At 64.1% G+C, this 20,825-nt stretch carries 26 protein-coding genes; 9 read left to right on the forward strand and 17 right to left on the reverse strand.

Translation table 11 applies throughout. The annotated features are described in order from the left end of the window. Window positions 1–545: SDR family oxidoreductase (locus I8N66_RS26190; protein ID WP_291160020.1), on the forward strand; the 545-nt coding region annotated here is incomplete at its 5' end. Between the two features lie 96 nt (window positions 546–641). Here the strand turns inward: I8N66_RS26190 and I8N66_RS26195 are convergent. Further along, complete coding sequence (locus I8N66_RS26195; protein WP_291160022.1) at window positions 642–1,094, reverse strand: Lrp/AsnC family transcriptional regulator; 453 nt, start codon at window positions 1,092–1,094, stop codon at window positions 642–644. 114 nt (window positions 1,095–1,208) lie between these two features. On the opposite strand from I8N66_RS26195, the gene I8N66_RS26200 reads away from it, so the two are divergent. Continuing rightward, window positions 1,209–2,192: a nucleoside recognition domain-containing protein gene (locus I8N66_RS26200; protein WP_113536032.1), complete on the forward strand. Its 984-nt coding sequence runs from the start codon at window positions 1,209–1,211 to the stop codon at window positions 2,190–2,192. Between the two features lie 26 nt (window positions 2,193–2,218). On the opposite strand, the gene ftrA is transcribed toward I8N66_RS26200, so the two are convergent. Then, window positions 2,219–3,262 (reverse strand): transcriptional regulator FtrA, encoded by a 1,044-nt coding sequence (gene ftrA, locus I8N66_RS26205; RefSeq protein WP_291160084.1) that lies wholly within the window; start codon window positions 3,260–3,262, stop codon window positions 2,219–2,221. A gap of 77 nt (window positions 3,263–3,339) precedes the next feature. On the opposite strand from ftrA, the gene I8N66_RS26210 reads away from it, so the two are divergent. Beyond that, complete coding sequence (locus I8N66_RS26210) at window positions 3,340–3,771, forward strand: rhodanese-like domain-containing protein (RefSeq protein WP_291160025.1); 432 nt, start codon at window positions 3,340–3,342, stop codon at window positions 3,769–3,771. 190 nt (window positions 3,772–3,961) lie between these two features. Then, window positions 3,962–4,438: a GNAT family N-acetyltransferase gene (locus tag I8N66_RS26215; protein ID WP_291160028.1), complete on the forward strand. Its 477-nt coding sequence runs from the start codon at window positions 3,962–3,964 to the stop codon at window positions 4,436–4,438. Window positions 4,439–4,831: 393 nt separating this feature from the next. Here I8N66_RS26215 and I8N66_RS26220 read toward each other — a convergent pair whose 3' ends face one another. After that, complete coding sequence (locus tag I8N66_RS26220; RefSeq protein WP_113536036.1) at window positions 4,832–6,064, reverse strand: HlyD family secretion protein; 1,233 nt, start codon at window positions 6,062–6,064, stop codon at window positions 4,832–4,834. A gap of 3 nt (window positions 6,065–6,067) precedes the next feature. Then, the gene (locus I8N66_RS26225) at window positions 6,068–6,532 is read right to left on the reverse strand and encodes a hypothetical protein (RefSeq protein ID WP_113536037.1); all 465 of its coding nucleotides are present in this window, start codon (window positions 6,530–6,532) and stop codon (window positions 6,068–6,070) included. Between the two features lie 282 nt (window positions 6,533–6,814). Here I8N66_RS26225 and I8N66_RS26230 point away from each other — a divergent pair, with 282 nt between their 5' ends. Further along, a complete protein-coding gene (locus tag I8N66_RS26230; protein ID WP_291160035.1) occupies window positions 6,815–7,540 on the forward strand; it encodes a class I SAM-dependent methyltransferase in 726 nt (241 codons plus the stop codon). 29 nt (window positions 7,541–7,569) lie between these two features. On the opposite strand, the gene I8N66_RS26235 is transcribed toward I8N66_RS26230, so the two are convergent. The 3 genes from I8N66_RS26235 to I8N66_RS26245 all read right to left on the reverse strand — a co-directional run bounded on the left by I8N66_RS26235 (window position 7,570) and on the right by I8N66_RS26245 (window position 9,849). Next, window positions 7,570–8,022 carry a hypothetical protein gene (locus I8N66_RS26235; RefSeq protein WP_291160039.1) on the reverse strand — a complete coding sequence of 151 codons (453 nt, stop codon included), beginning with the start codon at window positions 8,020–8,022 and terminating at the stop codon, window positions 7,570–7,572. A gap of 79 nt (window positions 8,023–8,101) precedes the next feature. After that, window positions 8,102–9,370, reverse strand: a complete 1,269-nt coding sequence (locus tag I8N66_RS26240) for an NAD(P)/FAD-dependent oxidoreductase (protein WP_291160042.1) — start codon at window positions 9,368–9,370, stop codon at window positions 8,102–8,104. A gap of 164 nt (window positions 9,371–9,534) precedes the next feature. Beyond that, the gene (locus I8N66_RS26245) at window positions 9,535–9,849 is read right to left on the reverse strand and encodes a DUF1272 domain-containing protein (protein WP_223724851.1); all 315 of its coding nucleotides are present in this window, start codon (window positions 9,847–9,849) and stop codon (window positions 9,535–9,537) included. Between the two features lie 101 nt (window positions 9,850–9,950). Here I8N66_RS26245 and I8N66_RS26250 point away from each other — a divergent pair, with 101 nt between their 5' ends. Continuing rightward, window positions 9,951–10,931: a helix-turn-helix domain-containing protein gene (locus I8N66_RS26250; RefSeq protein WP_291160046.1), complete on the forward strand. Its 981-nt coding sequence runs from the start codon at window positions 9,951–9,953 to the stop codon at window positions 10,929–10,931. A 30-nt stretch (window positions 10,932–10,961) separates the two neighbouring features. Here the strand turns inward: I8N66_RS26250 and I8N66_RS26255 are convergent, their stop codons facing one another. The 3 genes from I8N66_RS26255 to I8N66_RS26265 are packed head-to-tail and all read right to left on the reverse strand — an operon-like array spanning window position 10,962 to window position 12,234. Beyond that, window positions 10,962–11,564, reverse strand: coding sequence for an isochorismatase family protein (locus I8N66_RS26255; protein WP_291160049.1), 603 nt, complete (start codon window positions 11,562–11,564; stop codon window positions 10,962–10,964). Window positions 11,565–11,570: 6 nt separating this feature from the next. Continuing rightward, window positions 11,571–12,035: an Lrp/AsnC family transcriptional regulator gene (locus tag I8N66_RS26260; RefSeq protein ID WP_113536042.1), complete on the reverse strand. Its 465-nt coding sequence runs from the start codon at window positions 12,033–12,035 to the stop codon at window positions 11,571–11,573. Between the two features lie 55 nt (window positions 12,036–12,090). Then, window positions 12,091–12,234, reverse strand: coding sequence for a hypothetical protein (locus I8N66_RS26265; RefSeq protein WP_162768641.1), 144 nt, complete (start codon window positions 12,232–12,234; stop codon window positions 12,091–12,093). Here I8N66_RS26265 and I8N66_RS26270 point away from each other — a divergent pair. Next, window positions 12,227–12,940 carry an aspartate/glutamate racemase family protein gene (locus tag I8N66_RS26270; RefSeq protein ID WP_113536043.1) on the forward strand — a complete coding sequence of 238 codons (714 nt, stop codon included), beginning with the start codon at window positions 12,227–12,229 and terminating at the stop codon, window positions 12,938–12,940. The two genes, I8N66_RS26265 and I8N66_RS26270, sit on opposite strands and share 8 nt — an antisense overlap. A 60-nt stretch (window positions 12,941–13,000) precedes the next feature. Here the strand turns inward: I8N66_RS26270 and I8N66_RS26275 are convergent, their stop codons facing one another. The 4 genes from I8N66_RS26275 to I8N66_RS26290 all read right to left on the reverse strand — a co-directional run bounded on the left by I8N66_RS26275 (window position 13,001) and on the right by I8N66_RS26290 (window position 15,955). Continuing rightward, window positions 13,001–13,369, reverse strand: a complete 369-nt coding sequence (locus I8N66_RS26275) for an NIPSNAP family protein (RefSeq protein ID WP_291160056.1) — start codon at window positions 13,367–13,369, stop codon at window positions 13,001–13,003. Continuing rightward, a complete protein-coding gene (locus tag I8N66_RS26280) occupies window positions 13,369–13,749 on the reverse strand; it encodes a glyoxalase/bleomycin resistance/dioxygenase family protein (RefSeq protein WP_291160059.1) in 381 nt (126 codons plus the stop codon). Before I8N66_RS26280 ends, I8N66_RS26275 begins: the two co-directional genes overlap by 1 nt. 105 nt (window positions 13,750–13,854) lie before the next feature. Next, window positions 13,855–15,135, reverse strand: coding sequence for an NAD(P)/FAD-dependent oxidoreductase (locus I8N66_RS26285; protein WP_291160062.1), 1,281 nt, complete (start codon window positions 15,133–15,135; stop codon window positions 13,855–13,857). 415 nt (window positions 15,136–15,550) lie between these two features. After that, entirely contained in the window at window positions 15,551–15,955 is a 405-nt protein-coding gene (locus I8N66_RS26290) for a helix-turn-helix domain-containing protein (protein ID WP_291160066.1), read from the reverse strand. A gap of 188 nt (window positions 15,956–16,143) precedes the next feature. Here I8N66_RS26290 and I8N66_RS26295 point away from each other — a divergent pair, with 188 nt between their 5' ends. Both I8N66_RS26295 and I8N66_RS26300 read left to right on the forward strand, forming a co-directional pair. Then, the gene (locus tag I8N66_RS26295) at window positions 16,144–17,028 is read left to right on the forward strand and encodes an SDR family oxidoreductase (protein ID WP_291160068.1); all 885 of its coding nucleotides are present in this window, start codon (window positions 16,144–16,146) and stop codon (window positions 17,026–17,028) included. 190 nt (window positions 17,029–17,218) lie between these two features. Continuing rightward, window positions 17,219–17,602 carry a VOC family protein gene (locus tag I8N66_RS26300; RefSeq protein WP_291160071.1) on the forward strand — a complete coding sequence of 128 codons (384 nt, stop codon included), beginning with the start codon at window positions 17,219–17,221 and terminating at the stop codon, window positions 17,600–17,602. Between the two features lie 98 nt (window positions 17,603–17,700). Here the strand turns inward: I8N66_RS26300 and I8N66_RS26305 are convergent, their stop codons facing one another. The 3 genes from I8N66_RS26305 to I8N66_RS26315 form a co-directional block, all read right to left on the reverse strand. After that, window positions 17,701–18,915, reverse strand: a complete 1,215-nt coding sequence (locus tag I8N66_RS26305) for a multidrug effflux MFS transporter (RefSeq protein ID WP_291160075.1) — start codon at window positions 18,913–18,915, stop codon at window positions 17,701–17,703. Between the two features lie 160 nt (window positions 18,916–19,075). Beyond that, window positions 19,076–19,699 carry a histidine phosphatase family protein gene (locus I8N66_RS26310; protein WP_291160078.1) on the reverse strand — a complete coding sequence of 208 codons (624 nt, stop codon included), beginning with the start codon at window positions 19,697–19,699 and terminating at the stop codon, window positions 19,076–19,078. Between the two features lie 142 nt (window positions 19,700–19,841). Further along, window positions 19,842–20,594, reverse strand: a complete 753-nt coding sequence (locus tag I8N66_RS26315; protein WP_291160081.1) for a pyridoxine 5'-phosphate synthase — start codon at window positions 20,592–20,594, stop codon at window positions 19,842–19,844. Window positions 20,595–20,825 lie beyond the last annotated feature (231 nt).

The following is a 20,825-nucleotide window of genomic DNA, read 5'->3' on the forward strand; positions in this document are numbered from 1 at the left end:
CCCATATCCGGCTGGTGGAAGCGGCGCTCAACCAGTTCGGCGGTCTCGACATCGCCGTCAACAATGCCGGTGCGGTCAACGTCATGAAGCCGGTCGCCGAGATCACGCTTGCGGAATGGCAGCAATCGCTTGCCACCAACCTCACCTCCGCCTTCCTCGGCGCCCGCCACCAGATCCCGGCGATGCTCGCGCGTGACGGCGGCTCGCTGGTCTTCACCTCCACCTTCGTCGGCACCAGCGTCGGCATCCCCGGCATGGCCGCCTATGGCGCGGCAAAGGCCGGCCTGATGGGGCTCGTCAAGGGCATTACCGCCGACTATGGCGCCAAGGGCATCCGCGCCAACGCGCTGCTTCCGGGCGGCGTCGACACGCCGGCAGCCGGCAGCAAGGAGAACAAGGATTGGGCCGCCGGTCTGCACGCGATGAAGCGCATCGCCCAGCCGGAGGAAATCGCCCAGGCCGCGCTCTTCCTCTCGGGCCCGATGGCAAGCTTCGTCTCGGGCGCTGCGCTTTTTGCCGATGGCGGCAATGCTGCGGTGAAGTGATGACAGCCTAAGCGCCGGGGGACTACCCCCGGCGCGACCGCATGCCAGGCAAGCCTGTCGCCGACGGTCGCCGTTACTGCCTTTTGGCGACCGCCCTCACACCGGTATCTCCGTTGTTTCCTTGCCCGTACGGATCACGAAGGCCGTGTAATAGCGCGCGACGTTGCTCTCCTCCCGAAACAGCCGCTCGGTCAGCGCGTCGAGTTCGTCCATGTCCTTCAGCCGCAGCATCAAAATGGCGTCGGTCTCGCCGCTGACGCTATAGGCCTGGACGACTGCCGGCTCCCTGGTCGCCATGTCGAGGAAACGGCGGATATATTGTTCGCCGTGGCGCTCGAGCTCGACGGTGATGATCGCCTTCATGGTGCGACCCGCCTTTGCGGGATTAAGCACCGCGACGATCCTGTCGATGACGCCGGTCTGGTGAAGCCGCCTGATGCGGCGCAGGCAGCTCGAAGGCGACAGCCCGACCTCGGCCGCGAGATCGGCATTGGTGCGCGACGCGTCCTGCTGCAGGAGCCTCAAGAGCTTGCCGTCGATCTTGTCCATATCCATCCCCGCTTCGGCGCAATGCAATTTTATTGCACAGATGTGCATATTTTGACCACAACTGCGAAGAGCCTCGCGCTAGTCCTTGGACAACAAATTCAAGGAGAGACCACCATGCCCGTTCACATCATTTTTTACCGCAAGACGCTGACGACCCTCGAAGTCTACTGGGACCTGGTACGCATCATCGTTCCCATCACCATCGTCACCCATGTGCTGCAGGAACTCGGCGTCATCCGCGCCGTCGCGCCGGCCTTCGAGCCGCTGATGACGCTCGTTGGCCTGCCGCCAGAATTTGCCTTTGCCTGGCTCACCGGCCTTCTGGTCGGCATCTGGGGCGCCGTGGTCGTCGTGTTCACGCTGGTGCCGGTATCCGAGCTGACCACCGCCGACATGACCGTCCTTTCGGCACTGCTGCTGGTGGCGCATGCGATCCCGATCGAGCAGCGTATCATCCAGCGGGCGGGCCCCGGCTTCGTCGTCACCGCAGCGCTTCGTATCGGCGGCGGCCTCGTCTTCGCCGCCATCCTGCACCAGATTTTCGCCGCCACCGGATGGCTCTCTGCCCCGCTTCAGCCCGCGTGGATACCGGTCAGCGAAGCGCCGGGCTGGAGCGGCTTCGCGCTAAGCATGCTGAAGACACTCGCCACCATGCTCGTGGTCTTGCTGGCGCTGAGCTGGCTGATCGAGATCCTCAAGCTGGTCGGCATCCTCGGCTGGCTGAACCGGGGCATGGCTCCGCTCTTCCGTCTGGCCGGCATCCAGGCGCAAACGGTCCCCTTCGCCGCCGTCGGCGTACTGCTCGGCATTTCCTATGGCGGTGCGCTTTTGATCCGCGAGGCCCGCGAAGCCAGAGTGGAGCCGCGCCAGGTCTTCCTCGCCTGCGTCTTCATGGGCTTCGGCCACAGCCTGGTGGAAGATACGCTGGTCGTCGTCGCACTCGGCGCTGATTTCACCAGCGTCTTCTTCGGCCGCCTTGTCTTCGCCATCGTCGCCACGGCAATCATCGCCCGGGTGATCGTCTCGGCGCCGGACCGGGTGTTCTTCCGCTCCTTCTTCCGCAAGGAAGGCGGCGAGCCTGCCCTGTCTGAGGCTTGAAGCCTGCTATCGAGGCGCGCGGCGGTTTACTCCGCCGCGACCTCCGTCACCGGATTTACCCCCGGCATCCGCCCGAAGGCGGTGCGGTAGGCGGCGGGTGTCGTGGAAAGCTGCTGGCGGAAGTGGTGACGCAGCGTCTGGGTCGAGCCGAAGCCCGAGGCTTCGGCCACCTGCTCCATGCCGAGTGCGGTTTCCTCCAGCAATTGCCGGGCGCGGGAAAGCCGCTCGGACAAAAGCCAGCGTGCCGGCGTCGTGCCGGTCGCTGCCTCGAAGCGGCGCAGGAAGGTGCGTTCGCTCATACCGGCGGCCTTTGCCAGCGCCGCGATCGAAAAATCCTCGCCAAGCCGCGCGCGCATCCGGTCAAGCAGCGGCCCGAGCCGGGCGCTCTCGTGCACGTCCGGTACCGCCCGCTCGATGAATTGCGCCTGTCCGCCGTCACGATGCGGCGGCACCACCAGGCGGCGGGCCACGCGGTTGGCCGCCTCGCTGCCGAAATCGCGGCGGATCAGATGCAGGCAGAGGTCTATGCCGGCCGCGCTGCCTGCCGACGTCAAGACCTGACCGCCGTCGACATAGAGCACATCCGGCACCACCTCGACATCGGGATAGAGCACCTTCAGCTTGTCGGTATAGCGCCAGTGGGTCGTCGCCCGCCGGCCCGAGAGCAGCCCGGCCGCCGCCAGCACGAAGACGCCGGAGCAGATGGAAAGGACGCGCGCGCCGCGGGCGCGGGCCTCACGAAGCGCCTCACAGACCGCTTCCGGTACCGGCTGGTCGGCCCCGCGCCAGCCGGGCACGATGATCGTCCCGGCCTGCCCCAAAAGCTCGATACCGCCATCAGTGACAAAGCGCACGCCGCCCGTTGCCCGGAGCTCGCCGGGATCGACGGCGGCGACGGCGAAGCGATACCAGCCCTCGCCCATTTCCGGCCGCGGCAGGCCGAACATCTCGACGGCGACGCCGAACTCGAAAGTGCAGAGCCCGTCATAGGCGAGCGCCACGACGAGCGGGTTCTGAAGCGGTGGAACAGTGGAGGACGACTTTGGCATGATCTTGAGCATATATGGCAAAGCTGCCAACTGCCAGCCCCCTTCAGCCGCTGCTAAACATCTCCTCGTCAACCCGCACCGAGCCAAGGAGAGCCCCGATGAGCTTTGTCACCGAAACCCCTGCCGCCTCCCCCGAGATCGCCATCGCCCATTTTGCCAAGCGCCTGAGCGTCGAGACCGACTGCTCGGACGTTGCTCACGCACTGAGAAGCGGCGAGCAGGATTTCGTGCTTCTGCATGTGGTCGGCTCCGATGCCGCCTACGCCCGCCGCCATGTGCCGGGCGCCATCCACTTGCCCCACCGGCAGATCACCGCGGAGCGCATGGCGGAATGGCCCGAAGATACCCTCTTCGTCGCCTATTGCGCCGGTCCGCATTGCAACGGCGCCGACCAGGCTGCGCTCAAGCTCGCCCGCCTCGGCCTTCCCGTGAAGATCATGATCGGCGGCATCACCGGCTGGGAAGACGAGGGCCTTGCCTTCGCAAGCGGCGCGGCTCCGGGCGAAGCACAGGCCTTGCTCGCCGCCTGAGCCAGGCGCGACGGTGCTCATTCCCGCGCCTCGCGCCTTGTCGGACGCGCGGCGCTGCAGCATCCGGGATCGCGCTTGATTTCACCCTGAAATCGATCGCGATCCCGAAAAATGGTGCAGTGCATTCGGTCTTTCGCCGGCCTTGCGTAACCCGCGCCTTCCCGTTAACCCCTTTGCACGAGCGATCGAGATGCAGGCATCACCCCTCACCATCAGGCCCTTCGAACGTCGCGACGTGGAAGACGTGCTGCGGCTGATGCGCGGACTTGCGGTGTTCGAAGGCTACATCGACAAGTTCTGCGTCACCGAAGCGGATCTGGTCGAGCATGGCTTCAGCGCAGCCCCGCGCTTCGGCGTGCTGGTCGCCGAGCGCGACGGCCGCGCAATCGGCATCGCCGTGCACTATGTCATCCCCTGGACCTACGATCTGAAGCCAACGCTGGTGCTGAAGGAACTTTTCGTCGATGAAACAGCACGTTCCTCGGGCGCCGGCGCCGCACTGATCGACGGCCTGAAACGCCATGCCGCCAACATCGGCGCCCCGCGCATCAACTGGACGGTGCTGGCGACCAACGAAACTGCCAAGCATTTTTACCGCCGCGAAGGCGGCAGCCACGACGCCACCTGGGAACCCTGGACGATGCCGATCGGACGTTCAAGGCGGTAACGAAAGCCAGTGATCGCACGGGCCACTGCACCGAAACGGCGCCTAATCCCGTCAATGCCTTGATAACCCGCCTGGGTAGGGCAGCGCGCGGTTTTGCCTAGCCCAAATTGACTACTCAAATGCCACTTAAATTTTATTGATTTCAGGCACCGCTTTTGCCAAACTGTACCTGTAATTGCACACCGCAGACATACAATCCCCGGAAGAGTTCGTATGGTTGCGTTTTTATTGCCGTGCAGTTGCATTATTTATTTTTATTGCGCGCTTGGGCCTCCGCTCCCCGCGGAGGCTCAATTCATTTGAGAAATGGGGAACGAGAAAGGGCCCCGACCATTTGCGGTCGGGGCCCTTTAATTTTGACTGCCACGGGGCATTTCAGAGGCTTGTGGCCCCTCAATGCCCGCCGAGCACCAGCGTCTGCACCGGCAGCATCAGCGCCTGGATGCGCAGGATCGCCGCATGCACGAGGCCCACTGTATCGATCCCGTGCAAGGCGACCCATTGCAGCGTGGTGATGCCGGGCTTGTCCAGTTCATCATGATTGCTGGTATAGGCATTGGCGATGCAGCTGCTGCCGGGCGGAACATCGTCGAGGACGCCGGGGTAAAGCGGCTCCATGACCACCGTCAGCGTGCCGGGCCGCGAGATCTGGGTGACATCGATCAGCTGGTCGCTGGCGCGAACCTGGCCTGACGCAATCACGTCCTGTACCTCGGTGACGACGAGCGGGATGATAGTGAAGGGTTTACCGACGCAGGTCGCCTCCCCGATCATGCCGACCTTCATCACCTGCGCCTCGATCTGGCCGAAGCCGGCAACCAGTCGCGCCCGCCCGGCATCCTCTGGCACGAGGACACCTGCAGGACGCAGCAGCGGGTTGACGACTTCGCCGACCCGGAGGGTGAACTGCTGCAGCGTGCCAGACACGCCAGCGCGCACGGTCGTCTTGGCGATGTCGACCTCCGCCTGTTCCAGCGCCGCTTCGGCGCTGGCCTTCTGCGATGGCAGCAGCGAGGAGAGCTTCGTCTCGAGCGTCTGCTTGTTGGATTGGGCGGCCGTCAGCGCGCCCTTGGTCCCTTCGAGGGCCACTTGCCGCCGCTCGATCTCGCGTCGAGCGACGACATTGGGGTTGAGCTTGTTGAGCTCGACCTGGGTGTCGTACTCGTCCTGCGCCTGCTGCATGGCGGCCTGTGCCTGGACAATCACGCCATCGGCGGCCACAAGCTCGGTGCGGGCAACGGTCGTCTCCGCATCGACCTCGGCGATCTGCCGGCGGGCAACCTCGGCCTTCGCCTCCTCCTCCGAGCTGTCGAGCTTGAACAGCGGCTGGCCGGCCTTCACCTTCTCGAAGCGGGTGGCATAGATCTCCGTCACGCGCCCGTTGGTCTCCGGCAGGACCGCCACGGTGCGGAAAGCCGCGCTGACGCTCGTGGTCGACGGATGGAAGTAGAAGATCAGCGTGATCAGCGAGATCGTCAGCACGACACAGGCGGTAATGCCCCAGCGCAGTTCGAACCAGACGGAGAACAGCGTAATTTCACGCCCGATCCGCTTGCCCTGAACGTAGCGGCGGAAGAGATAGTCGGGCAGGATGGTCAACATCGAGCAAAGCAGAAACTCGAACATGGCTTATGCCTTCCCTTCCGTCGACGGCTGAATGGGTGCCGCGTGGCCGTGTGACGGCTGCGGGTGGCTCTCGGCAAACTCGGTCTCCGACGAGACCGGCGCGGTCGCGGCAGGCTGATCAACCACCTTGCCGGCAATTTTCTCCAGCGAGCCGGCGATCGATGAAAGCGGAGAGGAGAAATCCGGCAGGTCGATCAGCGCCAGGAGGAGCGCCGCACCCCACAGGAGATTGTTGTGAGTGAGCAGTGAAAGCAGTGCCAGAACCGCCACCAGTTCAAGCTGGATCTTGTTGGTCTTGTGCGCCATGTGCTCCGGCAGCGCATGCAGCCGGAGATAGAGCGTACCGAGCGCGAAGATCGAAACGATCAGGAAGACGACGACGGCATTGAAGAGCCAGTCGCTTTCTCCCGGCGCGGTGATGAAGGCTGGTAAATGGTGGATGGCAGCAGGATGAATGGTCTCGGACATTACGCCTCCCCGAGATGGGACTGAACCAAGAGAATCTTACATTAGCACACCGCCTGAAAACGCAAGCAAAACTTGCTCGGCTGGCGCAACTTGACCTTGCGACACCGCGCACCATTTCGACACGTTGCTCTAGTGCATTGATGTGCTGCATGTTTTCCTGCATGGAGCAGGATATCAGGGAGCAAGCTGTTCCCTCGGTAACGGCAATAGGGCGCCAACTCGCTCTATCGCGCGTGGCAGACGGAAGTGCGCGCCGTCCGCTGCCTCTTCAAGGAGACGACCATGGCCCAGAATATCTACGACAAGCCGGAATTCTTCGAAGGCTACAGCCAACTCGGGCGCTCGGTGCATGGCCTTGCCGGCGCTGCCGAATGGCCGGCGATTCGCGCCCAATTGCCGGACCTGTCAGGAAATCGCGTCGTCGATCTCGGCTGCGGCTATGGCTGGTTCTCGCGTCATGCCCGCGAGGCCGGGGCCGCCCATGTGGTTGGGCTCGATCTCTCGGAAAAGATGATCGCCCGCGCCAAGGCCGACACATCCGATGCTGCGATCGATTACTGCATCGCCGATCTTGACCAGCTTGAGCTGCCCGAAACGAGCTTCGACTTCGCCTACAGCTCGCTCGCCTTCCACTATGTCGAGGATTTCGGCCGGCTCGTCGCCACCATCCACCGGGCGCTCGTGCCGGGCGCGCACTTCGTGTTCACCATCGAGCACCCGATCTACATGGCCTCCCACAATCCCGGCTGGCGGATCGATAACGGCGAACGCACCTGGCCGATCGACCACTATTCCGAGGAAGGGCCGCGAACGACCGACTGGCTGGCAAAGGGCGTGATCAAGCACCACCGCACGCTCGGCACCACGCTCAACACGCTGATATCAACAGGCTTTGCCATTCGCCATGTCGAGGAGTGGCGCCCCACCGAAGCGCAGATCGCCGAAATCCCGGCACTGGCCGAAGAGGTCGATCGCCCGATGATCCTGATCGTGAAGGTGCAGAAGTAGGGAGCGCCAGCTCCCAACCTTGTTTCCGGTCAGTTGCCTAAAAGGAACGCCTCAGTGGCGCCGCCGCGGCAGGCATGAAACATCCCGATCACAACCGCTTCCCCACCGGAAACATTTGCTTTTCCCCAAAGCGTTTTTCCGGTCTTGCGGCTTGGCGAGGTGAGAGACCGGAAGGACGCAGGCATGGTTTCATTCACGCAGCCGAGGACAAGAGCGCGTAACGTCTGAACCCCGCATTCGAGACCGCGCGCGTTCAAGCGGTTTTGCGGGATTTCCCTGACCCGCTGCTCCACACCCTTCACCAGAAACCGCACATCATCGCGGGGAACCGCGCTTGAGGACAAAAACTGCTGCAGTTTGCTGCGCTCGGCGGAATAGCTGATCTTTGGGCAGGCGCCGGCGGCCTCTACCGCCGCCGCACCAAAGGCAAAGAACAGGAAGAAAGCGGCAGAGGGGCAGCTTAGGTGCTGGTATTTCGTCATCTATTCCTCGGCTTTACGCAATCGCAGAGCGGGAACATAACGAGGAAGGAACCACCTAGAAAGTGCATGCAGGACTGGCTCAACCCTTTTCCTTCAACGTCTCCTTCTGGGTGATCAGCCGGGCGCTGTGCTGGCCGCTCAAGTAGGTCCAGAACCAGCTCCAGGCAACGGCGAAGCGGCTGCGGGTACCGATCAGGAAGTAGATGTGGGCGATGCCCCAGATCCACCAGGCAAGCGCGCCCTTGAGCTTGAAGCGGCCGAAATCGATGATCGCGGCACGGCGGCCGATGGTGGCGAGACTGCCCTGGTGGCGGTAGCGGAAATCGCCGGGCGGCTTGTCACCGACAAGCCGCGCGCGGATGACATCGGCCACATAGGCGCCCTGCTGCTTGGCGGCGGGTGCTATGCCCGGCACCGGCTTGCCGCCGTCATAGGTGACCGAAGCCGTATCGCCGATGACGAAGACATCCGCATGGCCTGGGGCCGTGAGGTCATTCCCGACGATTGCCCGGCCGGCGCGGTCGGCGGGGATATCCAGCCAGCGGGCGGCGGGCGACGCCTGGACACCGGCGGCCCAGACAAGCGTGCGGCTGCCGACGAATTCTTCGCCGATCATCACACCCTCTTCGGTGCAGGATGTCACCGGCGTGCCGGTCAGAACCTCGACGCCGAGCCGCTCCAGCTCCTTGACCGCATAGGCAGAGAGATCCTCGCTGAAGGTGGCAAGAATGCGCGGCCCCGCTTCCACCAGGATGACGCGGGCCTGCCGCGTATCGATGCGGCGAAACTCGTCCGGAAGCGTGCGGTGCGCCATCTCGGCGATGATGCCGGCGAGTTCGACGCCGGTCGGCCCGGCACCGATGACGGTGAAGGTCAGCAGTGCAGCGCGCGCGACCGGCTCCTCTGCCAGCGCGGCGCGCTCGTAGGCGAGCAGCACCCGGCGGCGGATCGTCGTTGCATCTTCCAGCGTCTTCAGCCCGGGGGCGAACGGCTCCCATTCGTCATGGCCGAAATAGGCATGCGTCGCCCCGGTCGCCAGCACCAGCGTGTCGTAACCAATGCGCTTTCCGTCCCTGAGCACCACGGCCTTTCCGGCCTCGTCGACATCGCTCACCTCGCCGAGAAGCGTCGTCACCTCCGGCCGGTCGCGCCAGAGGCTGCGGATCGGCCAGGCGATTTCCGACGTCGCGATCAGCGTCGTTGCGACCTGGTAGAGCAAGGGCTGGAAAAGATGATGGTTGCGCCGGTCGATGAGAGTGATCCTGACCGGCGCGCCGGCAAGCCCCTTGACGAGCTGCAATCCGCCGAACCCGCCGCCGACGACGACCACGTGATGCCTGTCCTGCATGTTTGCTTCCAGCTGGCTGCCCAGCCGGCCTTCCTGTTGGACATGCAACAACATTGGGGTTGTGGTGGGCAAGGACAAGCGCAACCACCTCATGCCACCCTTGCAAAAAGTCAAGAACGGCCCCTGATTGCGTTCTCGACGCATCTTGCCGGATTGCCCAGCCGTCAGCGTTCGCCGGGAGCAAGATGCCGGATCCGCGCCACATGTGACCGAATCTCCTGCGCCGTGAAGGGTGAGTGGCGGCGGACCTCGCTTGCCGGATCGAAACCCAGGCCCAGCCGCTTTTCCGGTCGCCAGGATCTCGTGGGCCGAATGGGCCGCGGCGCAAACCCGCCGCCACAGGTCGGGCAGACATTTTCGAGAATCCCCTCTACGCAGCCTGCACAATAGGTGCACTCGTAGCTGCAGATGCGCGCATCTTCCGATTCCGGCGGCAGCTCGCAATCGCAAAGCTCGCAGTTCGGCCTGAGTTCAAGCATGTCCGTCTCCTTGGCTGCGGGTGAAAGCTTCCTCCTTGCTGCCATGGGCACGCACTGGCATAAATGACAATATGCCCTCGTTTTACGCCAAGCCGGATCGAATGACCCGAAATGTCGCCTTCGTGCTCTTCGATCGCACCAAGCTGATCGACGTGACCGGCCCTCTGCAGGTCTTCAACGACGCCCGCACCGCCTCGGGATTGCCGGCCTATGCCATTTCGCTCGTCTCCGAGACCGGCGGACCGATCGCCACCGACACGGGCATCGCCCTTGAAACGCGGCCATTTTCCATTTGCGCATCGGCCCCGCCCGACACATTGCTCGTTTCCGGCGGTCAAAGCGCGCTGGAAGCGGCGAATTCGGAGGCGCTGCTCGCCTTTCTCGCCGGCGTGGCCGGCAAATGCAGGCGCCTCGGCTCCATCTGCCTCGGCGCCTTCATTCTCGCGCGGGGCGGCCATCTCGATGGGCGGCGGGCAACGACCCATTGGGAGGATTGCGAGCAGTTTCGCCGGGACTTCCCGGCAATCGAGGTGCGGGAAGATTCGATCTTCGAGGAGGATCGCGGCATCTGGACTTCCGCCGGCGTCACCGCCGGCATCGATATGGCGCTTGCGATGGTCGAAGAGGACCTCGGTCGCGCCGAGGCTTTGCGGCTGGCGCGTTCCCTGGTGCTTTACGTCAAGAGGACCGGCGGCCAGCGCCAGTTCAGCGCCGCCCTGCATCAGCAGGTGACGAGCCGGGGCGACCGCTTCGATGCGCTGGTGGCGGAGATCCGCTCCGATCTTGCAGCCGACCTTTCCGTGCCTCGCCTTGCGGAGATGGCGCGCATGAGCGAACGGAATTTCTCGCGCCTGTTCACGCAGACGATGGGCGCAAGCCCGGCGCAGTTCATCGAGGAATTGCGCGTCGAAGCGGCCTGCGAGGCGATCCAGCGAGGAGACGCGTCCGTTTCCCGTGCCCCGTTCCTTTTCGGCTTCGGCAATGCCGAGCGCATGCGCCGCGCCTTTCAGCGCCGCAAGGGCATCTCGCCTTCGGACTACGAGGCTCGCTTCGGGCCAAGCCGCCTGCCGAGCGCATCTTGAGCCGCTGGGGCGACGCCGCGGGCGGCAGGCTCAGGAAGACGAAGGCGCTGCCGCAAAAGCGATGTCCTCGACACCATCCACCAGCACGATCTCGTCGCCCAGCGACCATTCGGCGGCACGTGCTGCCAGACGCGCCGGCACCATCGGCGAACGGCCGGGACCGGGCGGCACGTCATAGGTCGCGTGCGCGTCGTTGGCGAGGATCACGGTGAAGTCCTTCGCCATCGCCGACCGGGCTGTCGCCGCCAGGCACATTTCGGAGAGCATGCCGCAGATCGCGATCGTCTCGACCTTCCCTGCCCGAAGCAGTTCTTCGAGATCGGTACCGTCGAAACCGTCGTCCTTGCGCTTGCGCACCACCGCTTCTCCTGCCTCTGCGGGGAAGAAGAGCTCCCAGCCGTCGGTCTTCGGCTCGTCGGGGGCACCCTCGGGCCCATCGTTCTGCAGGAAGATCACCGGCACGCCAGCCGCCCGCGCCTGCCTCAACAGAGCGCCAACGGCCCGCTGGAGGTCGACATGGCCGGGCACGGCCTCCGGCCCGGAGATGAAGGCGCGCTGGACATCGACCAGCAGCAGTGCACCGGCAACGTCGCCGTCATTCGCCACACCCGCGTCGTTTGCCTCACCCGTCATTGCTTCCTACTCCGCATAGTCGACCGGCACCGCCGTGCCGCTCTTCAGGATTTCCATCGAGATCGAGGCCGAGACGTCGAAGAGTTCCACCTTGCGCACGATCTGCTTGTAGACCACGTCGTAGTGCTCGACGCGCGGCAACACGACCTTGACGATATAGTCGTAGTTCCCCGTCAATCGATGCGCCTCGACGATTTCGGGGATATCGCTGATTGCCCGTCGGAAGGTCTCGATCCACTCGTCCGAATGGTGCGCCGTCTTGATCAGCGCAAAGACCGTGGTCGGCACGCCCATGCGTTCCCGATCGAGCACGACGATGCGCCGGGCGATGTAGCCCGCCTCCTCCAGACGCTGGATGCGCCGCGAACAGGCCGACAGCGAAAGATTGACCCGTTCCGCCAATTCACCGACGGCGACACTGGCGTCCTGCTGCAGCAGCGCCAGCAGCTTCCTGTCTCTCTCGTCAAGCACGCCGATCCCTCCCCCTATTATCGCTCACCACCGACCATGTTTGCATGAAATCGGTTCAACGCGAAAATTTTTCGCGCGGAACTGCAATTCCCTCGCCAACAAAGCGAACCATTCCGGCGGCTTCGGCCGCATAGTTCCAGCCATCGAACAACGGCGTGCCCGGCATGCCCCAGAGTGAAAAAGGAACGGTAATGCGCAAGATTGGTCTGATCGGCGGCATGAGCTTCGAGAGCTCGGCAATCTACTACCGCATGGTCAACGAGGCCGTCCGCGAACGCCTGGGCGGCCTGCATTCGGCTGAAGTGCTGCTGCACTCCGTCGACTTCCAGTCGATCGTCGACCTGCAGAAGGCCGGCCGCTGGGCCGATGCCGCCGAGCGCCTTACCGATGTCGCCCTCGGTCTCGAGGCGGCCGGCGCCGATTGCGTGCTGATCTGCACCAACACCATGCACCTGATCGCAGACGCGGTGCAGGCGGCGGTCAACATTCCGCTGATCAACATCATCGATGAGACGGCCGTGCGCCTGAAGGCTGCCGGCAGCCGCAGGCCGCTGCTGCTTGCCACCCGCTACACCATGGAGCACGGCTTTTATGCCGAGCGCATGCTCAGCCACGGCATCGACATCATGGTGCCGGATGCCGAGGGCCGGGCACTAACCCATAACATCATCTTCGACGAACTCTGCGCCGGCAAGGTGCTGCGCTCTTCCCGCCGGGCGCTGATCGACCTGATCGACAAGGCGGAAGCCCAGGGCGCCGACTCCGTCATCCTCGGCTGCACCGAGATCTGCCTGACCCTCGACCCGCGCGCCCTGCCGCTGCCGGGCTTCGATTCCACCGCGATCCACGCAGAAGCCGCCGTCGAGTTCGCATTGAAGAACCCTGCGCTGGCATGGGCTGCCTGAACGAAAAAACGAAAGAGGCGCAAGCAAAGAGGGCGCAACCCCGCCTTTGCTTGCGTCCGGTCATTCGGCTCTTGGAAGCGGCTGCAGGAAGATGCGGTCGTAGCTGAGGAAAGGCGGATCATCCGCATACCGCGCATTGGCCGCAATGCCATCCGGATCTTCAGCAACCTCACGGCGATAGCGCCGATACGCCTCCTCGTCCGGAAAGGTGAAGAGCGCCACGGCGACATCACCACCGCCCTCCGCGCCGACGCCGGGGAAACTCGTCGCGATGCCTTCGGGCTTTTCGCGCGGGATGAAATAGCCGTGATGTCTGCCGCCGTGACGCTCGATCAGGGTCATCCAGGTTTGGGCATAGGCCTCGAATTCCGCCAACCGGCTTTCATCGAGCCGGTAGCGAATTTCGCAGGTGACGGGACCTTCTACCATCAGGCTTCGTCTCCCTTGTGCCCAGGCCTCGCCCCGCGAAGGCCTATGCAATTGCCCCAGGGATCCCGCACCTGGCACATCCAGTACCCCTCCTGTATCGCCATCGGCCCGCGATAGAGATGCGCGCCGAGCGCTTCGAAATGCGCAAGCGCACGGTCGAGATCGTCGACCGCCCAATAGACGACGGAGCCTGCAGCACCGCTCGCCACCTTCTCGTCCGCCTGGACGATTTCGAGATCGATGGCGCCGATCCGCAAGTAGCTGAAATCGAATTCGTCGAGCCGAAACCGTTCCGCTTCGGGGAAGGCGCTGGCGTACCAGGCAAGACCCGCTTCCGGATCCGGAACATGCACGAGAATTGCCGCCACACTGTTGGTCATCGCACGCTCCGCATCCACCATTCCGACCGGCAACACTGCCGCCCCTATCTCCCTACAGGATTCGCAGCCACCTTTATGGTGGAAACTGCGCCCCCGCAGTACCTCTTAGGCGCTTGCCGTTTTCGGTGGTCCGGCCGATAGGTGCTGCGTGCGCGCGCCGACCGCCTGCCAGTCGCATTCGGCTAGTCCTGCCGGCTTGAACGGGTCGATCAGCGTGCCCGAGACGATCGAGGCGAGCAGCGCCTGCATCGGCGGCGTGCGCGCGACAGTCGCCACCAGCCGGTCACGCAGCCAGGCGAGAGCCGTGGAGTCCGACTGGTAGAAGGGCGTAAAGAGGAGCGAAAGCAGCTGGAACAGCGCGACATGGTTGCGGCGTGCGGCGGCATAGGCGGCAAGTGCGACATCGAGATCGCCGGCAGTCTCCAGCGCATGCACAAGTGCTGCGACATCGAGCAGCGCCATATTCGCCCCCTGCCCGAGCTGCGGGCTGGTCGAATGGGCACTGTCGCCAACAAAGGCGATGCGGCCGGAGACCGGTCGGCGCATGGTGCGATGCGCATAGCGCGCCAGCGTCAGTTGCTCCCAGTCGGTGATCTGATCGAGCAAGGGCGCACAATCCGGCCAGTAATCGCGGATACGTGCCTTCCAGCGGTCGAGCCCGGCCTGTCGTATCGCGTCCGCATCCGCTACCCGCAAACTCCAGAAGAAGGCGACGCGCTCGCGCTCGCCCATCCGCGCGCGGCCCGCCGGCAAGATACCGATCATCACCTTTGCCCGGTCGTAGCGCTGCACCAGTGCGTGCGGATCATGATTGAGCCCGTCGCTGTCGAGCGTCGCCCAGAAGGCGCCATAGGCAAGCTCGCGAAGCTTGGGCGCCACAGGGGAGCCCGCCGAGAGCGCCGATCGCGCGCCGCTCGCATCGACCACCAGATCATAGGCGCCCGCCTCATGCCTTTGCGCATCCAGCAGCACGGCCTTGCCGCCTGCCATGCGAATATCGGTCAGCGTAGCGCCGGTCTTGACCGGCAGCCCTGCCGCAGCCGCGGCGTCGTGAAGCGTGTTGAAAAGGGCCGCGCGCTGCACCGCCAGCCCGAAGCGGCCACCGGCCAGCGCGTCGTAGCGCACATCAAGCACCGTGCGGCCGGATTTTGCATCGGCGCCATAGAGCCGGTCGATCCGGCTGCCGAGCGCAAGCGTCGGCTGCAACAGGCCGAGCGCACTCAGGACCGTCAGGCCCGTCGGCTGCAGCATCAGGCCGGAACCGACCGGCGACGCCTCAGCGAACCGCTCGAGGATTTCCACCCGATGCCCCTGTCGCGACAGCATCAGCGCCGCCGCGAGCCCCGCCGGGCCAGCGCCCGCAATGCCGATATCAAGTGTCTTCATGATTCCCCGAGGTGACGTGGACGCTCGACGAAACTATAGGGAAAATCAAGGCGCTAGGGCAAGTTTGCCGCGTGGGACACGGCGTCGCGCGCGCCTCGCAACCGCCCCCCATCCAGCCTGCCGGCCACCTTCTCCCCGCAGGCGGGGCGAAGGATACGCGCGGCACCCGCTCGCTTCCCCTCGGCTCACGTCAATCGTGGCATCCCCCCTTCTCAACGATGGCGCCCGCGATCCCTCCGGGGTGTCTTCGTTTGGGCCGCGAGCGGCCACGTCCCCTCTCCCCGCTCGCGGGGAGAGGCTCAGTGTGAGGGGCAAACTCCGTAACGATTGCTGGAAACAAAACAGGAAGACCCACCACGGCGCGCACGAAATCGCGGCTCTCGGGTGGCACGCAGCCGCAACGAAGCGCCTACGCCTACGCCTCCGCGTCATAAACCTCGCGTGCCGCGCGGATCGCTCCGTGATTTTCCACCGACCAATCGACGAAATGCTTGAGCAGGCCGAGCAGCGAGCGGCCGAGATCGGTCAGCGCATATTCCACGCTCGGCGGCTGGGTCGGGTAGACGGTGCGGTGGAGATAGCCGTCGCGCTGCAGGTCGCGCAGCGTCTGGGTCAGCATGCGCTGGGAGATGTCCGGGATCAGCCGGCGAAGCTGCGAGAAGCGCAAGGGACCGTCGGCCAGCGACAGGATCATCAGCGAATTCCACTTGCCACCGATATTGTCCATGACATCGCGGACCGGGCAATTCTCCATATCCATCGGCACGCCGCAGATGATCGCCACGCGCTTGCCCTTCACCTCGCCCGTCACCTTGTTCATAGGCGGTACCCTTCCTGTAACCACGAGAGAAAAAACTGCCTCCTTTACAGCTCTATCGAGATTACTAGATAAGAGCAAGTCTCAAAAAGAGACCATGTGCCAGCACCTCCTCCCAGGCGGCCGGCCGCAACCGGCGAGGTGGGCAAACCCGATCTCGCCGCTCAATTCCGAAAGAGGAAAAGGAAGACATGTCCGATACATTGCTCGTCACCGGTGCAACCGGCCAACTCGGCAAGCTCGTGCTCGATCAACTGCTTGCGTCCGGCGTCGCACCGAACCGGATCATCGCCACCAGCCGCGACACGGCGAAGCTTGCCGACTACACGGCCAGGGGCGTCCAGGCCCGCGTCGCCGATTTCGACGACCCGGCATCGCTCGACAACGCCTTTTCCGGCGCCGACCGGATCCTGATCATCTCGACCGACGCGCTGGACCAGCCGGGCAAGCGGCTGAAACAGCATCTGGCCGCCGTAGCGGCCGCACAGAAGGCAGGTGCGAAGCACATCCTCTACACCTCGATGCCGAGCCCCGAGACATCGGTCATCCCCTTTGCGCCCGACCACCTCGGCACCGAAAACGCCATCAAGGCGACCGGCATCCCCTACACGATCCTGCGCAACGGCTGGTACATGGAAAACCTGTTCATGGCGCTGCCCCATGCGCTTGAAACCGGTCAATGGTATTCCTCATCGGGTGATGGCCGCCTCGCCCATATCGCCCGCGCCGATGCCGCCAAGGCCGCTGCAGCAGCGCTTGCCGCAACCACGAACGAGAGCCGCACCTACACGCTGACCGGCGGCGAGCAGCGCTCGACCGATGAGATCGCAGCCCTCGTCGCCAAGGCAACCGGAAAGCCGCTTGGCGTCGTGCACATTTCGGACGATGCCCTTGCGGGTGGCCTGAAGGGCGCCGGCCTTCCGGACTTCCTGATCCCGATCGTCGTCTCCTTCGACACCAATACCCGCGAAGGCCACATCGCCATGGTGACAAACGATGTGACATCGCTGACGGGCGCGACGCCGGTGAAGCTCGGCACCTTCCTGGAAGCGAGCAAGGCCCGCCTTGCCGGCTGAGTGATAGCGACCACGACGATGCGAGCCCGGCCCTTTGCGCCGGGCTCGAGGCACCTCCCGGAGCACCCGCCCCCGCTCCTGCCGGCGAGACAATTTCGCCGCGGTCTACGCCGCAATTTGTTCTTGCTTTGTTCACATTTTTCGCTCTATAAATCCCCCCGACTTCACCGCCACAAAAGATGGGGAAATCATGAGCGTTTACTTGACCGTCGGCGCATTGGATTCTGCCAGGTCCAATGCCTTCTACGATGCCGCCCTGGCGACGATCGGCTGGAAAACGCACACGGAATTTCCGGACTGGCGCGCCTACTCCGAAGGCGGAACCGGCAATGGTCCAGTGTTGTGGGTTTGCAAACCCTTCAACAACGAACCGGCGAGCGCTGGAAATGGCTCTATGGTCGGTTTCATGGTCCGGTCCCGTCGGGAGGTCGATGCTTTCTACCAGGCGGCCATGGCCAATGGCGGAACGGATGATGGCGCCCCCAACCCGCGGCCGCATTATGGGCCGCACTGGTACGCCGCCTACATGCGCGATCCCTCCGGAAACAAGATTTCCGTCGTCTATAACGGTTAGCCCATCGCCGCCTTGGCAGGGCCCGAACCGAGGATCCGCATCAGCGAGGCCGGTGTGGGAAGGCTCGTCACGTGGCCCTGCCCGGCGATTGCCGCCGCCTACCGTATGGCTTCTACGGGCGCGGCATCGGCCCTGAGCGCAAGCTCGGCCAGCACGAGCGCGCCGACGCCAGCCAGGAAGAAGCCGGCCGAAAGGTTGAGCGCCGTGCCATCGTAGAAAGCGCCCACCGCGATCGAAAACACGGTCGCCACAAGGCTGGAGCCGGAGGCGATCAGCGACGCGCCGAGCCCTGCAACCTGCCCCAGGGAACGCATGGCCATGGCATTGAGATTGCCGAACAACACGCCGACCGCAAAGAAGGCGGCAAAGCCCAACATCAGCAGCACCGTCAGCGGCGGACGCCCGCCCCAGAAGAGGGATGCCGCGAGCATCGCCAGTCCTGCGGCGGCCAATCCCAGAAAGCCCCGTCGCGCCATGACCTCCGCACCGAAGCGCTGCACGAGCTTGGCATTGAGGAACGAAGCAAGCCCGATGCCCGTCGCCAGCATGGCGAAATAGAGCGGGAAGGTCTGGCCGATCCCATAGGCGTCGAAGAAGAGGTCGGCCGCCGTGCTCAGATAAAGAAGCTGCGCGCCAAAGACGAGCCCGGTCGCCACGATCAGCAGCGACACCCTGCGATGCGACAGGATGCGCCGCCCATTCGCGAGCAGAAGCCGCGGCCGAAAGGGAATGCGCTTGTCCATCGGCAACGTTTCGGGCTGCCGCATCACCAGCCACAGCCCGAGAAGACCCGCCACGCCGAGATAAACGGCAAAGACGCTGCGCCAGCCGGCTATGGTAATGATGCCCTGCGCCAGCGTCGGCGCAAGCATCGGCACGAGAATGAACAGCGTGAACATGAAGGACATGACGCGCGCCATCGCGTCCCCCTCGAACTGGTCGCGGATCATCGCCCTGGTCGCGATCTTCGGCCCCGAGACCCCGATCCCCTGCAAGAACCGGCCAAGGATCACCATCTCGAGCGAACCCGCGGCAAACGCAATCACGGTTCCGATCCCATAGACGCCGAGCCCCAGAACAAGCGCCCTCTTCCGCCCCATCGCGTCCGAGAGCGGCCCGAGCAGCAGCTCCCCGAACGCCATGCCGAGGATGAAAAGCGAGATGATGTGCTGGGTCGAAAGTGGCGGCGCGACGCCGACGTCGGCGCCGATCTGCCGCAAGGCCGGCAACAGGGCGTCGATGCTGATCGAGGTGAGCGAGGTCAAAAGCGCATAGAGGGCGATGCGCTCGCGGAAGCTGGTGGGAGATGTCATGGGCGGCACACAAGGGGAAATCTGGATTCGACCTATAGCAGTCCGCGCGCGGGTTTGCGCGCGCCAGTCGAAAGTTCGACTGCGAGAATTTGGCTTTTGCAGATGATTTACGACTGGCGCTGCCTGAAGGTCGACCTCCGCTACAGGATATCTGCCGGGCTCAGGCGCTCAGGTGTGAAACATCCGCCAGACCGACAACTGCCCGATTCCGGAAGAAATCATCCTGGCGCAGATGGGTGATGCTTCCGGACTTTGCCGGGAAGCTGAGAAAGCCCGTCGCCTCGACCGGAACCCGCATCCAGGCGGCGATGACGAGCGTCAGCGTGAAGCCATGGGTGACGATGATCTGGGTTTCGCAAGGCCGCGCCACGATCGCTTCGACACAAGGATAGACGCGAAGCGCCACATCTCGTCGGGTTTCCGCACCTTCTATTCCGCAATCATGATCCAGCCGATTGTCGTCAGGCGCCGGGGAGTAGCGCGCATCGAGCCAGGCCTGCGGCTTGCCGCCCGCGACACCATAGCTGATTTCCCTGAGATCGGCGGTTTCCGTGACCGACCGCGACAGGCGCCCGGCGATCGCCGCCGCTGTTTCTGCAGCGCGCAACAGATCCGAACTGTGGATCTCCAAATCACGCGAACCGACGAGAGTCGCCAGGCGTTCAGCGGTCGCTTGCGCATCCCGTCTGCCGCGCGCCGTCAGGCCCGTGTCATACCAGCCGCCCACCTTGCCTTCCAGGTGATGGACGGATTCCGTGTGGGTGACGACAAAGAGGTCCTTCATGACTCAGCGTTCAAGGCGTTACGGACGGGTACCCGAAAAAGCGCGGCGCCACCGCGCAAGGGCGCTGAACCGTGCCAAACTCTGCCGGCGCTCCAATCGCGATGGAACGCCGGACTGTCATGGTGTGGAGGCGCAGTGCGCCTCAGACTTCCTGGCCGCAGGCGCGGCGGAAGCGGCGCACGGTTTCGGCCATGCCGTATTCCAGCGCATCCGCCGTCAGGCCGTGGCCGATCGAGACTTCGGCAAGGTTCGGAATGTGTCTGGCAAGCAGTGGCAGGTTGGCGACCGTCAGGTCGTGCCCTGCATTGACCTCGAGACCAAGGCTTTCGGCAATCGCGGCGGTGCGGCCGAGTTCGCCGGCGATCTTCTCCGCCTTTTCCGGATCGTCGTAGCAGCCGCCATAGGGGCCGGTATAAAGCTCGATGCGGTCGGCGCCGGTTTCCTTGGCGATGCGCAGCGCCTCCTGGTCCTCGTCGCCATCGGCAAACAGCGAAACGCGGAAGCCCTTCTTCTTCAGCCGGCCGACGACATTGCCGAGCAGGTTGTGGTTCTTGCGGAAATCCCAGCCGTGATCGGAGGTCGCCTGCGCCGGATCGTCGGGCACCAAAGTCACCTGCTCCGGCCGATGCGTTTCCACGAGGACAAGGAACTCCTCGTTCGGGTAGCCTTCCATGTTGAATTCCGTCTCCGGAAACGCCCCGTCGATCAGGTCGCGGATCGGCTGCAGATCGCTAAAGCGGATGTGGCGCTGGTCGGGACGCGGATGCACGGTAAGACCGGCAGCCCCCGCTTCCAGCGCAATCCGGCCCAGCGCAGTGACGGAGGGCCAGGGCAGATCGCGCCGGTTGCGGAGCATTGCGACGGCATTCAGATTCACGGACAGTTTTGCAGGCATGTCTGAACTTTCCAGAAAGCGGACCCTGAAGCGGCCCGGACGCAGGCAATGTGGTTGCAATGTTCTACTGCATAATTGCCGAAACCAGAAACGGTTTGAGGTCCGATTATGCAGCAATTCCAACGAGGTCGCAGAAGCACGATGCGGCGTTTACGCGCGGTTCGTTTGTCGGCTTTGTCTTGACCAAGTCTTGACAATCGCCATCTCTAATATGCGAGAAGGCTCAATCAT

It is taken from the genome of Ensifer sp. SSB1 (assembly GCF_016652895.1).
In the GTDB taxonomy this organism is placed as follows: Bacteria; Pseudomonadota; Alphaproteobacteria; order Rhizobiales; family Rhizobiaceae; genus Ensifer.